Source organism: Shewanella sp. A22 (assembly GCF_053850585.1).
In genome coordinates, this window is record NZ_JBSQBN010000004.1 from 1 (window position 1) to 15,695 (window position 15,695).

Annotated in this window: 13 protein-coding genes; 9 read left to right on the forward strand and 4 right to left on the reverse strand. The window is 41.9% G+C overall.

Going from position 1 to position 15,695, the window contains the following annotated elements; translation table 11 throughout:
- Positions 1-319 precede the first annotated feature (319 nt).
- Complete coding sequence (ccoG, locus tag ACWXWT_RS01495; RefSeq protein ID WP_456039856.1) at positions 320-1,747, reverse strand: cytochrome c oxidase accessory protein CcoG; 1,428 nt, start codon at positions 1,745-1,747, stop codon at positions 320-322.
- A gap of 76 nt (positions 1,748-1,823) precedes the next feature.
- Between ccoG and ACWXWT_RS01500 the strand changes: the two genes are divergently transcribed.
- From ACWXWT_RS01500 to ACWXWT_RS01510, 3 genes are all read left to right on the forward strand, one after another.
- Positions 1,824-2,171, forward strand: a complete 348-nt coding sequence (locus ACWXWT_RS01500) for a hypothetical protein (RefSeq protein WP_456039857.1) — start codon at positions 1,824-1,826, stop codon at positions 2,169-2,171.
- A gap of 90 nt (positions 2,172-2,261) precedes the next feature.
- A complete protein-coding gene (locus ACWXWT_RS01505) occupies positions 2,262-3,176 on the forward strand; it encodes a 1,4-dihydroxy-2-naphthoyl-CoA synthase (protein WP_456039858.1) in 915 nt (304 codons plus the stop codon).
- A gap of 194 nt (positions 3,177-3,370) precedes the next feature.
- Entirely contained in the window at positions 3,371-3,592 is a 222-nt protein-coding gene (locus ACWXWT_RS01510; protein WP_456039859.1) for a DUF2061 domain-containing protein, read from the forward strand.
- A gap of 52 nt (positions 3,593-3,644) precedes the next feature.
- Here the strand turns inward: ACWXWT_RS01510 and ACWXWT_RS01515 are convergent, their stop codons facing one another.
- Positions 3,645-5,609, reverse strand: a complete 1,965-nt coding sequence (locus ACWXWT_RS01515; protein ID WP_456039860.1) for a beta-galactosidase — start codon at positions 5,607-5,609, stop codon at positions 3,645-3,647.
- A 280-nt stretch (positions 5,610-5,889) separates the two neighbouring features.
- Between ACWXWT_RS01515 and ACWXWT_RS01520 the strand changes: the two genes are divergently transcribed.
- On the forward strand, positions 5,890-8,025 hold the full coding sequence (locus ACWXWT_RS01520) for an alpha-galactosidase (protein WP_456039861.1): 2,136 nt from the start codon (positions 5,890-5,892) through the stop codon (positions 8,023-8,025).
- A gap of 81 nt (positions 8,026-8,106) precedes the next feature.
- On the opposite strand, the gene ACWXWT_RS01525 is transcribed toward ACWXWT_RS01520, so the two are convergent.
- Positions 8,107-8,805: a FadR/GntR family transcriptional regulator gene (locus tag ACWXWT_RS01525; RefSeq protein ID WP_456039862.1), complete on the reverse strand. Its 699-nt coding sequence runs from the start codon at positions 8,803-8,805 to the stop codon at positions 8,107-8,109.
- 196 nt (positions 8,806-9,001) lie between these two features.
- On the opposite strand from ACWXWT_RS01525, the gene ACWXWT_RS01530 reads away from it, so the two are divergent.
- The 3 genes from ACWXWT_RS01530 to ACWXWT_RS01540 are packed head-to-tail and all read left to right on the forward strand — an operon-like array spanning position 9,002 to position 11,658.
- Positions 9,002-9,769 carry an SDR family NAD(P)-dependent oxidoreductase gene (locus ACWXWT_RS01530; protein WP_456039863.1) on the forward strand — a complete coding sequence of 256 codons (768 nt, stop codon included), beginning with the start codon at positions 9,002-9,004 and terminating at the stop codon, positions 9,767-9,769.
- 1 nt (position 9,770) lies between these two features.
- Positions 9,771-10,733, forward strand: a complete 963-nt coding sequence (locus tag ACWXWT_RS01535; protein ID WP_456039864.1) for a 2-dehydro-3-deoxygalactonokinase — start codon at positions 9,771-9,773, stop codon at positions 10,731-10,733.
- Positions 10,726-11,658: an SMP-30/gluconolactonase/LRE family protein gene (locus ACWXWT_RS01540; protein WP_456039865.1), complete on the forward strand. Its 933-nt coding sequence runs from the start codon at positions 10,726-10,728 to the stop codon at positions 11,656-11,658. The genes ACWXWT_RS01535 and ACWXWT_RS01540 overlap by 8 nt, the downstream gene beginning before the upstream one ends.
- Before the next feature lie 3 nt (positions 11,659-11,661).
- Here the strand turns inward: ACWXWT_RS01540 and glpD are convergent, their stop codons facing one another.
- The gene (gene glpD / locus ACWXWT_RS01545; RefSeq protein ID WP_456039866.1) at positions 11,662-13,182 is read right to left on the reverse strand and encodes a glycerol-3-phosphate dehydrogenase; all 1,521 of its coding nucleotides are present in this window, start codon (positions 13,180-13,182) and stop codon (positions 11,662-11,664) included.
- Between the two features lie 242 nt (positions 13,183-13,424).
- Between glpD and ACWXWT_RS01550 the strand changes: the two genes are divergently transcribed.
- On the forward strand, positions 13,425-14,474 hold the full coding sequence (locus ACWXWT_RS01550; protein ID WP_456039867.1) for a UDP-glucose--hexose-1-phosphate uridylyltransferase: 1,050 nt from the start codon (positions 13,425-13,427) through the stop codon (positions 14,472-14,474).
- Positions 14,467-15,615 (forward strand): galactokinase, encoded by a 1,149-nt coding sequence (galK, locus tag ACWXWT_RS01555; RefSeq protein ID WP_456039868.1) that lies wholly within the window; start codon positions 14,467-14,469, stop codon positions 15,613-15,615. The genes ACWXWT_RS01550 and galK overlap by 8 nt, the downstream gene beginning before the upstream one ends.
- Positions 15,616-15,695 lie beyond the last annotated feature (80 nt).

A 15,695-nucleotide genomic window follows, 5' to 3' on the forward strand; every position in this document is an offset into this window, starting at 1 on the left:
TGTTAAAGAGCGTTGATGCCGTATTTCGTGCATCGCCGTTAGACGCTAGGTCGTTGGCTTGGGAGGCGTATTTTACGCTTTCCCGGGTTGGCGTCAAGTGTTTTTTCAAACTTTCTTTTCGCTGTTGTAAGCTAAATTTGAATCTCACAACCTGTCAGCGACATATGCCGTGTCAGTGGTTGCGCATTATAGGGAGCTAAATATTTTGTGCAAGCGTAAAATGCATATATCTTGCAAAAACATGACTGAGAGGTGTTTTTTCAATCGAAGTGAGCAAAAAAGGGACTAACTGCCCCTTTTTTGTCTATATTGCTCGATTCTAGCCGCCAAAGAATCGAGTTTCTTGTTTGATTTCTATTGGGCTACCGTCAATGGTGGCATCAATCTTAATATCAATTTTAGTTATGGTTCTTTTTAGCTCGATAGGGTCAACGGCAATACTAATAGGTAGTGTTAGCACTTCGCCCGCTTCAATAGCAACATGTTGAGGGCCAATCCATTGTGCGTTTGGTAATCCTTCTACACTTAAGTCGTATTCTTGTGGTTGTTCGGTTTTATTGAGTATCTTAATTGTAAAGGTATTCTCTGTATTACCCTGATTGTTCTCACGGAATAGTGCGTTTCGATCACGGATAACATCCATACGTACAGGGGCTATGGTTGCACTGGCATAGATGAAGACTAATATCATTACCGTAAGTGCAACACCGTAGCCAACAAGCTTAGGTCTTAGAACCTTTTCTTTAACGCCATCAAGTTTATTCTCGGTTGTGTAACTAATTAAGCCTTTGTCATATCCCATGCGTTCCATGGTGTTATCACATGCATCAATACAGGCACCACAGTTAATGCATTCGTATTGTAAACCATTACGAATATCAATCCCTGTTGGGCAGACTTGGACGCATAAATCACAGTCAATACAGTCACCCAAGCCCATATCTTTAGGATCTTGCTTGCGAGTACGAGGTCCCCGAGTTTCTCCTCGTTTAGCATCGTAACCAACTATGTAGGTATTTTTATCGAACATTGCAGCTTGAAAACGAGCATATGGACACATGTGAATACACATAATTTCACGCATCCAACCTGCATTGCCATAAGTGGCTATAGTAAAGAAGACAATCCAGAAATAGATTCCGCCGCTAGCATTGAAGGTAAATACATCAACATATAATTCTCGGCTAGGGACAAAATAAGATACAAATGTCGTGGCTGTAAGTAATGAAATAAGTATCCATGATGTATGCTTGGCAGTTTTACGCCATAACTTGTTTATACTCCATGGCATTTGATCTAGCTTGATTCGTTTATTACGCGCACCTTCAAATTTTTCTTCAAACCAAATGAAGATAAAGGTCCAAACCGTTTGCGGGCAGGTATAACCACACCATACTCGACCAAGGTAAGTGGTGACAAAAAACAGTCCAAATGCGGCAATAGTAAAAAGTGCGGCTAGCAAGGTGAGATCTTGCGGCCAAATGGTTAAACCGAAAACATGGAATTTTTGTTCGCCAAGATTGAACCAAACAGCTTGTCTGTCTCCCCACGGTAGCCAAGGTAGTAATAAAAAGAACAGCATTGCTATCCAACCCATCTGACGACGCACTTTTGTCCATAAGCCATCGATGGCACGAACGTAAATACGGTTGCGCGGATTGAAGCGGTCTGCTTTACTGGCATCCGGTTGATGAATTTTAATGCGTTGTTGCTTGGAAACGTCCTTGGGGTTAAATTCTGTCGTCATTTTACAGCCTTACTGCTTTTATATTGAACGATAACTAGCTTATTATATAGGTAATAACACATTATTGGATGAAAAAATGAGAGGCTGGGTAACTTTAGCAATAATAGCAGGGGTTGTTTATTATTTTGCAACCGAAACAAACAAGCTTGATAAACCAATAGACGAAATTCGTGGAATTTACACTAAAGCAGAGAAAAAGCTTGAGTCAATGACTGGTACAAAAATCATCAGAGCCGACAAGCACTTGTCGCAATTGAAAGCCGAAATTTATGACCGATTATCAACGATAGAAATCCGCGAGTTGGATGGGATATTTTCCAGTAACGAAGCGATTACCGAATTTGAAGGCCATTACTGCCAGAGTAGTGCGCATCACCCTGTTTTTTCTAAAGATAACTTACAGTTTATTTGCGATAAGATCTGAGTTAGCTAACGATTTTATCGTCATGAATTGACCTAAGTATCAAATAAGCCTAGCCTTTATGGAATATCTACAATAGGGGCTAGTTTTTTTATGACACAACCACAAACAGAATCAGTATCTGATATTTTTGACCCTAATTCATGGGATCTTGTCGAAGGATTCAATTTTGAAGACATCACATATCACCGTGCTAAGACACAAGGCACCGTGCGTATCGCCATTAACAGGCCTGATTGCCTTAATTCATTCCGCCCTAAGACTGTTGATGAACTCTACACCGCTTTAGATCATGCTAGACAATGGTCAGATGTGGGCTGCGTACTAATAACGGGCAATGGACCATCTGCAAAAGGACAATACTCATTTTGCGCCGGTGGCGATCAACGGATTCGTGGTAAAGACGGCTATAAATATGAAGGTGCAGAAGAAGGCAAACCTGATGTTGCTCGTATGGGGCGATTACATATATTGGAAGTACAGCGAATGATCCGCTTTATGCCAAAAGTTGTTATTGCTGTAGTACCTGGTTGGGCTGTGGGTGGCGGCCATAGTTTGCATGTGGTTTGTGATTTAACATTAGCATCTAAAGAACACGCCGTTTTCAAGCAAACGGATCCTGATGTGGGAAGTTTTGACTCTGGATATGGTAGTGCATACTTAGCCAAGATGATTGGCCAAAAACGTGCCCGTGAAATCTTTTTCCTTGGATTTAATTACTCTGCTGAAGAAGCCTTTAATATGGGTATGGTCAACCGTGCAGTTCCACATGCCAAACTAGAAACCGAAGCTTTAATGTGGGCAAAAGAAATTAACTCTAAATCACCCACGGCAATGCGTATGCTTAAATACGGTTTTAATATGGCAGACGATGGTTTAGTGGGTCAACAATTGTTTGCCGGTGAAGCAACCCGCTTAGCCTATGCAAGCGAGGAGGCTCAAGAAGGACGCGATGCTTTTTTAGAGAAGCGTGATCAAGATTTTTCACGCTTTCCCTGGCATTACTAGATCTAGAATAAAGTGATGACCAGAATGGCTGCATGATACTCACAAATAATAAAAGTCCTTTCAAAGGGCTTTTATTGTTTTAAAGATTAAAAAATCAATCGTAATCGATAATTTAATTTGTAATAATCGAATTAACCCTCTTTACATGATAATGAGAACTGTTATCATTTAATTAAATCAAACGGGGGTTCTCCATGAAAAAGACTATTAGCTTTGCTATTTTACACTTCAGTGTCGCATTTACGATTACTTACCTATTAACAGGAAGTATTATTATCGGCGGCACAATCGCCCTGTTAGAACCAGCTGTCAATACAGTTGTGTTTTATTTCCATGACAAAGTATGGAAAAATATTGAGTCAAAACAGTTACAACAAGCAAAGATTTCAACAGAGTCGATACAACTTGCTAGTTAAGATCATGGTTACATTAATTACCATGATCTTACAACAAATGGTGATAAAGTTACTAAGCCAGTTTCACTATGGCAACATCGTAAGCAGCAAGACTTGCACAGCCTAATACGTATTGGCCCTGTAATTCACTAGGCACAGTTTGCGAATAACCAGCATAGTTAAACAAGTAAGCAAACTGACCACGCCTCACCACACGCATATCTTTAGGTAGTACTAATATAGATAGCCCTAACTCTACTGCGAGAGTTTTAAAGTACTCAAGCAAAAATCCATCACAGGTCAATGTTGCCACATAACTGCTGTTTTGATGTCGAACCACAGCTGGACTACCATCATGGTACGTCGCGACCACATCAACACCATCAACAAGTTCTAGCTCTTCTCGCCAACACTGACTTTCAAACTCAGCCTCATTAAAATGTAATACTTCACTACAGTCTGGACGAATGGTTTCAGTTGATAACACCCGTACAGGAACTAATGCTTGGAATACTCCCGGTGCTAACGTAGGCACTAATGACAATTCATCCGTTTTACTACCAGAGCGAGGACCAATAACCAAATGTACGTTGGCTTGCTGGCATTTATCAACAAAGATTTGCGGCACGATCGGTAAACACGGTGCAACAACCAAAGCATACTGGGTCAAATCATGGTCTACAGAAATAAAGTCTACTGCTAACCCTAACTGACGTAATGCCGAATAATAAGCAAACTCAACTCGCTGATGATTATAACTGTCGCCTTGACGTTCAATTTCGGTCACCCATTGACTGTTTGCACCGGTTACTATTGCTACTTTTGCTTGCACAGGATCGCTAATGGTAAAGTCGACGCAGGTCAACTCGTCACGCATTTGCTCAACTTCAGCCCAAGCAGCAGCTTTCGAATTATCGTTACGTTTAATACCTGCGTGCATTTGCTCTTGCGCAAATGGCACTTGGCGCCAACGGAAATAACACACGCAATCTGCACCGTGGGCAAACGCCTGCCATGACCAGAGTCTTACCATGCCTTTTTCGGGGCGAGGATTGTGATGTGCCCAGTTTACAGGCCCTGGTTGTTGCTCCATAACCCAAAAATTGTTATTACTTACACCACGACTTTGATCAAAGGAATAGCTTGAGAAGTCTGGGTGCCCGGTGCGCATGTAAGGTTTAAATTGTTCTGCTGGCATATGTTTAAAAAACATATCAGAACGGCCTAGCGGATAATTGTCGTAACTCACAAAATCGAGTTTTTTGGCTAATGCAAAGTTATCGGTTTGGGTATCGACCAACGGAATAAAGTTGTGGGTCACAAAACGATTTGGCGCATGAGCACGAATAATATCAACCATTGCATCATGAAACTTCACCACTTGGTCAGAGCTGAAACGACGGTAAGCCAACTGATGTGCAGGGTTAGTCTCAGTTACTGCTAAAATAGGTAACTCTATTTGTTCAAATTTTTGATATTCCATCGACCAAAAGACATTACCCCAAGCGGTATTTAACTTGTCGATATCGTTGTGATAATAGGTTTTACACCACTGCTGAAATGCGAATTTAGCCACTAATGAGCCACTGTGAGTCGTATCGTGACACGCTATCTCGTTATCCGTTTGCCAACCACAGATACCAGGATGCTTACCATAACGAGCAGCAATAACCTGAGAAATACGCATCGCTTCACGGAAGTAATTTTCACTGGAAAAGTCATAATGACGACGCGAACCAAAACCACGAGTCGTACCCGTTTTAATGTCGACGGGTAATATATCTGGGTATTTGTCGATTAACCATTTAGGAGGCGTGGCTGTTGGGGTGCACATAATGACTTGCAGCCCTTCATTAGTAAGCGTCTCGATGGCACGATCCAGCCATTCAAATGAATACTCACCATCACGAGCCTCAATTCTAGACCACGCAAACTCACCAATACGCACATACTGTAATCCAAGCTGTCGCATTTCTTTTGCGTCTTGCTGCCACATAGATTCAGGCCAATGCTCAGGGTAATAGCAAACTCCTAACATGTTTATCTCCAATAAATAGTGCGTAAAACCTCTGGCTCGAACTAGGGTATAATTAAGGTTATATCCTACTGTTACAAGTAAAACTACAGGGTTATTTGACGAATTTTTAATGACAGAGAATATACTAACTCAGTATTTGTATGATATATAGTATTTTAAATAAACTGATTACATATCGTTATGACCCTGTCGCCGATGTGAGTGGCTCAATCCACCACGATGAAAGTATTTATGCGGCAGTGTTTATGAAGCGAAACACTCAATCAAGGAATGTTAAATCATGTCGTATCCCCCACAGTTCGTTTTACTTAATGGCCAACACACCAGCTTAATCGTTGACTGCAGCAATAAAACGCCAGCCATTTTGTACTTTGGCAAAAAATTATCATCTAAGACCACTTACGACATGATGAAACAACTCAGTACTCGCCAAGAAGCGAAGTGTTCGGTCGTAGTTGAAGCACCAATATCACTGTCACCGTTAATGGGTGAAGGCTTTACCGGTGCCCCAGGTATTGAAGTATTTGACAACAATATTGCATGGTCTATTGGCGGAAAACTCACGTCCGTCACCCAACCGAATGCTAATGAAGTTGTATTTGAATCAATAGACAGCTTGCGTAACCTTAGTGTTAAACATTATTTAAGGCTCGAGCCGCTATCTGATGTGTTAACTGCCAGTACCGAATTAACTAATTTAGGCAATGGCTCTGTTAACGTTAGTTGGTGTGCTGCACCAACGATTCCGATGCCACTGCATATTGACCAAATTATGTCATTCGAAGGTCGCTGGTCTAACGAGTTTCAACGAAAATCCTTTGATATGTTCTTAGGCAGTTTTGTACGAGAAAACCGCAAAGGCAAAACATCGCACGATAACTTCCCTGGCATGGTAATGCACAACAAGCTCACCCATGAACAAGGCGGTGAATGTTATGGGTTTCATTTGGGTTGGAGCGGCAACCACAAAATGCGAGCCGAATTACTGGCCGAAGGCCGAAGTTATGCTCAACTTGGTGAGCTATTGATGCCTGGTGAGTTAGCCTTAGCGCCTAATGAATCTTATATCACCCCAACCTTGTATACCGCATACTCTAATCAAGGTTTTAGTGGTTTATCGCACCACTTCCACCAGTATGTACGTCAATCATTGATCACTGATAACGTCCGTCAAAAGCCACGCCCAGTGCATTACAACACGTGGGAAGGTATTTACTTTGATCATGATGTCGCCGTATTACAGTCGCTAGCAACCCAAGCTGCCGATATTGGTGCAGAGCGTTTTGTACTCGATGACGGTTGGTTCAAAGGTCGCCGTGGTGACTTTGCGGGTTTAGGAGACTGGACTGTTGACCGTGAAATCTACCCTGACGGTTTGCAACCATTAATCGATCACGTTAATAACGTAGACATGGAGTTTGGATTGTGGTTTGAGCCTGAAATGGTTAACCCTGACAGCGATTTGTATCGAAGCCACCCAGAATGGGCGCTGCAAACACAAGGCAACGAACAACTTAACTTTAGAAAACAGTTGGTGTTAGATATGACTAACCCTGCGGTAACGGATTATCTGTTTAATGCCATAAACGATATTTTGGTTGAATACCCAAAAATTGTTTATATAAAGTGGGACATGAACCGTGACCTTAACCATGCTGGTAACCTTGCCGGTAAACCTGCTGTACATCAGCAAACATTAGCGGCTTATGCGTTAATTGAACGCCTAAAACAAGCACATGCTCATGTTGAAATAGAAAGCTGCTCTTCCGGTGGAGCAAGAGTTGATTATGGCGTACTACGTTATACCGATCGCGTGTGGACTTCAGATTCAAATGACGCGCTTGATCGTCTCGGTATTCAACGTGGTTGTTCGTTCTTCTTCCCTGCCGAAGTCATGGGGGCCCACGTTGGCCCGCGCGACTGTCATATTACCGGCCGCAATATCAACATCGCAATGCGTGCTGCGGTGGCGTTTTTTGGTCATATGGGAATTGAAATGGATCCGCGTGAATTGACCGATGATGAACGCCAGCAATTACAACACATCATTACACTGCACAAACAACATCGCCAGCTTATCCACAGTGGTAAATTGGTGCGCTTAGATACCGATGGCGATTCAATAAACTTTGGTATAGTTAACGCCAACCAAAGCCAAGCTTTATTTGCTTATAACAGCGTAAAAGAAACTCAGCGCACCAATCCTCCTAAGTACTACTTTGCAGGATTAGATTCAGATAAAGATTATAAATTATCATTAGTGTGGCCTACAGCTTTTTCATTTTACTCACCATCAGTGCTCAGTGTCATTGAAGACCAAACCTTTAGTGGCGAAGTATTAATGACCTTTGGTATGCAATTACCCATTACGTTCCCGCAAACATCATTAATTTTTGAATTAAATGAAGTGAAGTAACCCCTTAATACAAACTCTATGTATTCACATAAGCAAAGAGCACCCATTAGGTGCTCTTTCTTATTGGCGTTTTGAACAGGATTAAAGTTTAGATTCAATCAGTTCTAATGCTTCTTCTAAAATCATCGACACAGCTGCGCGTGTTTGCTGCGGATTACGTGCTTTAATGGCATTAAAAATCTCAGCATGCTTTTTAACGTCTGCGCCCGGAACACCTTTAATTTTATTGGTATAACGAATACTCACGCGCAATGCGGTACTAATAAACTCGGTTAACTGCACAAAAAACCGATTACCGCTTGCCACTAAAATACTGGTGTGAAAGGCAATATCAGCTTCTAGTGGATCATCTAAACCTTGTTCTGCTTCAACCATACGCTCGAGCGCTTTTTCAATTGAAGCCATCTGCTCGTCAGATGCATTCATTGCTGCAAGTGCTGCAGCTTGTGGTTCTAGTGCAACTCTAACCTGAGTAAACTCTTTTAATAATGCTAATGATGGCTTACTGCTTAAAATCCATTTTAATACGTCTGTATCAAACATATTCCAATTGCTTTCTGGCAACACGCGAATACCTTGCTTAGGGCGTGATGATATCAACCCTTTTGCAGACAACATTTTGACAGCTTCGCGGGTTGAGCTGCGGCTAACATCGTATTCGATACATAAATCAGCTTCAGACGGCAAACCTTCACCAATAGGATAAACCCCTTTTACAATGGCAATGCCTAAATCGTGGGTGAGTTGATGAGTTAAATTTTGACGCGGAGAAGTGTTCATGCTTTTTACTGTCCAATTTTCAGTACATAAATCTGTTATATCATATTTAAATGCAATACCGATATAACTTTGTTTTCATCGTTGTTAATGTTAAAAATAACCAGCAACATTAACAATATTTATTGGATTAAACCGTTAATCCCAAAATACCGCTAGTTAACCATAATCAAAAAATAATAGGTTTGGAGCGTTATCTGTGAGTCATTCAACTCAATATCAAGACTTGAAAAACAAAGTCATCTTTATTACCGGCGGAGCAAGTGGCATTGGAGCTTCAATGGTAGAAGCCTTTGCGCGCCAACAAGCTAAAGTAGCTTTTATTGATATAGACCATCAAGCGGCCAAAGCGCTTAAGCAAAAATTGTCTGAATATGATCAGCCGCCAATTTGGTTCCGAGCTGTAGACGCCACCGACTCAGAGTCATTACAATTAGCGATTAGGGACGTTGCAGAACATTTTGGTCGTTTCGATGTACTCATCAACAATGTCGCCAATGATGCACGCCAAGATGTCGAAACCATTTCGGCACACGACTGGCACAAATGCATGCAAATCAATTTAGATCCGGCTTTTTTTGCCTCCCAAGCAGCCTACATGCAAATGAAACTTCAGCATTCGGGCAGTATTATTAATTTCAGTTCTATCACCGCATTATTAGGATCACAACAAATGACCGGCTACGTGACAGCAAAAGCGGGCTTAATAGGCATGACGCGGTCATTATCACGGGAGTTTGGTGAGGCAGGTATTCGGGTAAATGCCATTTTACCCGGCTGGGTAGCGACCGAAAAACAGCTAGCGAGTTGGTTAACAGAAAAAGAAGAGCAAAAGTGGACCGATGCAATGGCATTAAAACGCCGTATAACCCCAAAAGACGTAGCTCAATTGGCATTATTTTTAGCGTCTGATAATAGCGAACTCATCACCGGGCAATGTATTAATATCGACGGTGGGAGAGCTTAGCTTGTTTACTCAACACCAACATTTTATCGCTGTCGATTGGGGCACGAGTCATTTACGCGCTTATCTGTGTTTAGGCGAAACGAATAAACCACTTACGGTACTTGAGCAAGTTAATAATGTGGGCGTAAAGAAAATCCTCACAGACTTTCAAACCACACTGATGGACAGTATTGCTCCTTGGACTACACGCTATGGAAGATTGCCTATACTCATGATCGGCCAAATAGGCTCAAGCATTGGCTGGAAAGAAACTCAATATCTGCATTGCCCAATTTCACCCACAGAGGTCATTTCTGCCGGTACGCGTTTTGATTGCCAAGGCCACCAAGTCACTATATTTCCTGGTCTCCGCAGTCAACTCCACAATAATTTACATGACTCAATGCGCGGCGAAGAGTTTCATTTACTCGGCTGGCTCGCGATGGCACCACAACACCTTTTAGGCAGGCATTTAGTGTGTTTACCAGGCACGCACACTAAATGGGTATTAATAGAAGATGGCAAAGTCATATTATTTAAAACGGCGCTAACGGGTGAGCTATATGACTTACTGTCGTCAAATAGCGTGTTGATACAAGAAAAAGTCTCTGATCTTGAATTCGATTTTAACGCCTTTATCCAAGGTGCAGACTTTAGTTTATCATCTGCCACAGACAGCTTTGCTCATGGATTATTCAGTGTCCGCAGTAAACAACTCTTTGAAGGCTTTACCACTAAACAAGCTCACGCTTATCTGTCTGGAATATTAATTGGATGCGATGTTCGAGCTGCAAAAAATGCTACAGAATGGCAACTAAACCAACTTAGCTCAGTCGCTATTATTGGCCCGACTCATTTAAGCTTATGTTTTGCCAAAGCCTTGAATTTTTGCAAAATCAACACAACACAGTGGAATGTCACCGACGCGACACTAGCCGGATTTAATGTGGTGTACCAACAAGGTATTAAGTTAATCCATGATTAAGACTTCATCTTGTATTGGTCGACTTATTAAGGTGATCCCCTCGCAAAATCAGTTAGGCGAAAATGCCTTATGGCATCCTGAACATCGTGCTATATATTGGATAGATATTACCGCAGGGCAAATTCACCAATACAATGTCGACACCCAACAATACCATCACTATAACTTACCGTATCGTATTGGTAGTTTTGCTTTTTTAGTCGAGCAACAGTACCAGTTGATTATCGCCTTTGAACAAGGCCTTGCCTTATATCATTTAGAGACCCACGCGCTTACTTGGCTTAGCAAGCCTGAAGTGGCACTGCTCGGTAATCGTTTTAATGATGGTCGCACCGATCGCTGTGGTGATTTTTGGGCTGGCACTATGGTAGAAACACGCCATAACCCGCATCAAAAAGGCAGTTTGTATCGAATAGATAATCAAGGAGAATGCCACAAACTTGTTGAAGATATTCTAATTTCTAACGGCTTATGCTGGAGCCCAGATGGCAATATCATGTATCACGCAGACTCTGAACGCCATTGCATTTATCAGTACAGTTATTGTCAACAAAGCAAAGCCTTAACCAATAAAACGGTGTTTGCTACCACTAAACCACATGTTTTTCCCGACGGTTCAACGGTCGATACTGAAGGGTTTATATGGAATGCTCAATGGGGCGACCATAGTGTAGTGCGCTACAACCCTTACGGTGAAATTGTTGAAAAGCTAATATTGCCTGCCGTACAACCCTCAAGCGTCGCCATTGGGGGGCCTAATTTAGACTGGTTAATTGTGACCACCTCACGCATCGATTTGTCGCCACAACAATTAGCTGATTACCCTCTGTCGGGGAATGTATTTATTTATCAGTTACATCAAGTAACAGGCTTAGTCGAAACCCCATGTCAAATATCTCAACCCCCAAAAAGGCTTAAGTATTAACGTTTACACCGCTTTTTGCTGTGTATCGATAAGCCCTAATTTGAGCATCATGTAGCCGGTTAAACTTTGTTGCTGCGCAGATGAAAAACGTAAGCCCAACTTAGTACGACGCCACAATACATCATTGCTATTGCAAGCCCATTCATTTTCCATCACATAATCGACTTCAGATTGATAAAGGCTATGGCCAAAATTACGACCTAATGCATCGGTGGACGTCGCGTCATTTAATATGTATTGAGTTCTGGCACCGTAAGTGCGCAATAGTCGGCTAAGCATTTTTTGATCTAACCAAGGGTATTGCTGCTGATAAATACGGCTTAACTCAGCCAAATTGCTAAACTCACCACCTGGCAGGACCTTATCCGCCGTCCAGGGCTTACCCATATTAGGGTGAAACGGTTTTAATCGATTTACAGCAGCTTCGGCCAGCTTGCGATAAGTCGTGATCTTGCCGCCAAATACCGATAATAATGCAGCTTTGCCTTTAGGTGCATCAACAATAAAGGTGTAATCACGGGTAACAGACTGAGCCGATTCTGACTCGTCATCCATTAATGGTCTAACCCCCGAAAACGTATGCACAATATCTTGTTCACTAATAGTAGTTTTAAAATAATGGTTAGTGATGTTGATCAAGTAATCCATTTCTTGCAGATCAATCTTCACATCTTTTGGGTCACCCACAAAGTCGACATCTGTTGTGCCAATCAATGAATAATCATCCTCAAATGGAATCACAAACACAATTCGCTGATCTTCATTTTGTAAAATATAAGCTTGAGGTTGATCATGGATTTTCGGTACCACAATATGACTCCCCTTAACTAAGCGGATTTTTTGCGGTGATGACTGCTTTATCACATCAGTAAATAATCTAGACACCCAAGGACCTGAGGCATTAACGACGGTTTTAGCTAAAATATCACGAATAGACTGGTCGGCTTGATTTTGCAAGGTGAGTTGCCATAAATCACCTCGACGCTCTGCATTAATACAGCGAGTTTGAGTGCAAATTTGCGCCCCAAGTTCTTTTGCGGCCAACGCATTTAATACCACTAAACGCGCGTCATCAACCCAAGCATCTGAATACTCAAAACCTGTTGTAATCACTGGCTTTAATGGGCTGTCTATAGAAAAATTTATTTTCTTAGAGCCGCTTAACGTGACTCTTGATGCTAAGTTGTCATATAAAAATAACCCAACACGGATCATCCAAGCTGGACGTAAATGAGCTTGGTGCGGCAATCTAAACGTTAATGGGGTAATTAAATGTGGCGCCTTTTTCAGTAACACTTCACGCTCAGCTAGCGCTTCTTTAACTAAGCGAAACTCATAATGTTCTAAATACCGTAATCCACCATGAATTAACTTACTGCTATTTGATGATGTAGCAGAGGCTAAATCATTTTGTTCACACAGCAAAACGCTAAGCCCACGCCCTACTGCATCGGCCGCAATTCCGACCCCATTAATGCCGCCACCAATCACGACAACATCAACTACTTCTACATCGGCTTCCATTGATTTACCCATCCACACAATAAGTACGATAAATACTATATATTAGCCACATCATAGAGTGACTCACGTTAGATTGACAAGCAGAATTAGAAAGATCTTGTCGAAATTGATTACATCTTGTTAAATAAAATGCTTAATAGTACTATTTATCATATAAATTAACTTTGTATAATTTATCATCGTGTAACGTTGCTACAACTTAACGGTAAAGCAACTCAATAAACATAGATAAAAGGATTACCATGAGCCAGTTTGAATTTACCCACAGACGAAAAAACCCGTTAACGGGTAATTGGGTACTCGTCTCGCCTCACAGAAATAACCGACCATGGTTAGGTGCGACGGAAAAAAGTACTCCTTCAAACCTACCTGAACACGATGAGACTTGCCCATTATGCCCTGGTAATCAACGAGCAAATGACACTCAAAATCCAATTTATGACAAAACCTTTGTGTTCACAAATGACTTTGGCGCACTCACACCACAAACAACAAACCAAGCATTATTACTTGAGAGTAACCCGCTGTTTGAACTCGAGCAAGCGACAGGAGAATGCCGAGTTATCTGTTTCTCACCTAAACACAATAAGACCTTGCCAGAATTACCTGTTGATGAAATAAAAGACGTGATAGAGACTTGGAAACAACACTATGTTGAATTGTCCACTCACTATACTTGCGTACATATTTTTGAAAACAAAGGTGCAGTGATGGGTTGTTCGCAACCTCACCCCCATGGTCAAGTTTGGGCCCATCATCATTTATCAACAGAAATTCAACAGGAAGAAACCAACCAACGCCAGTATCAGCAAACTAAAGGCAGTAATTTATTAGCCGACTATGTTAAGCACGAAATGGCAAATGGCGAACGTGTGGTATATCAAAATAATCATTGGTTAGTCGTCGTGCCCTTCTGGGCAGCATGGCCATTTGAAACCTTATTGGTGAGCAAGGATGACGTGCGTCATTTCGGCCAACTCACCGATGTACAGTCAACTTCATTGGCTGATGCCATTAAGGTGCTCACCACCCGTTACGACAACATATTTAATTGCAGCTTTCCATACTCTATGGGGTGGCATTGCGCCCCCAGCAATTTAGACGATGACAGTCATTGGCGAATGCATGCTCACTTCTATCCGCCGCTGTTACGCTCAGCTACCGTGAAAAAGCATATGGTCGGTTATGAAATGTTAGCAGAAAGCCAACGCGATTTGAGCCCAGAAACTGCTGCAAAAATTTTACAAAATGCCAGCGACGTACATTATACCGAAGGAAAACAACATGACTAACGACGCACTACAGGCATTGTTTAAACAGCAATTTGGGGCAAATTATCAAGGTGTTGCTAGTGCCCCTGGGCGAGTAAACTTGATCGGCGAATTTACCGATTACAACCAAGGTTATGTATTACCTTGTGCATTAACATTCCGTACCCAAGTGTTTTATCGCTTACGTGATGACAGTACAGTCAATGTTCTGTCGACCATGTACCCTAACGAACAAGAAAGTTTTAACGTAAACCAGTCAATCTACACTGGTGAATCTCAATGGGGTAATTATATTCGTGCGGTAGCGTTTGTCCTTAATCGCGCAGGCCACCAGCTAAAAGGGGTTGATTTACTAATAGAAAGCAATGTACCTCAAGGCAGCGGATTGTCATCATCAGCGGCATTAGAAGTCGCAATTGCGGGTATGTTTAATCATATTTGTGGTCTTAATTTAACCAAAGAACAAATAGCCCTATTCGGCCAAGAAGCCGAAAACGACTTTATGGATTGTCAGTGTGGCATTATGGATCAGTTAATCTCAGCCAAAGGCCAACAAGATCAAGCACTATTGATTGATTGCCAAAACTTACAAACTAAATCGGTTACGATCCCTAGCGATTTATCGATTGTCATTGTTAACTCAAACTACCCAAGAAAGCTGGTAGACAGCGAATACAACCAACGCCGTATAGATTGTGAGCAAGCCGCCAGTAAAATGGGCCTCACCACTTTACGTGATGCCAATTTAGATTTGTTAATGAAAACCAAAGCGCAAATGAGTGCTAACGAATTTGCTCGTGCCCACCATGTCATCACTGAAAACGCTCGCGTTATCGCAGCTACTCAAGCATTAGCGAATAACGACATAGAACAACTACGAATATTAATGATGGCATCGCATCAATCGCTAAAGCATGACTTTGAAGTCACGGTACCAGCAACCGACGGATTAGTGCAGATTTGTCAGCAAGCACTAGGTGATAGAGGTGCTGTACGGATGACCGGTGGCGGATTTGGCGGTGCGATTGTATGCTTATGTCGCAACGAGGATGTTTCAGCCATTAAACAAGCTGTTGAACAGAACTATTTTGCACAATTTAATTTGCAAGCCGACATTTATGTATGCACCGCCGGTAACGGGCTAACAATACAACATGCCTAGCCAAGTATCGTTAGCCAGAGCCACTCACTGAGCGTCAGTTGGCGCTCATAAATAATAAGATGGCATCACTATCCCTACAT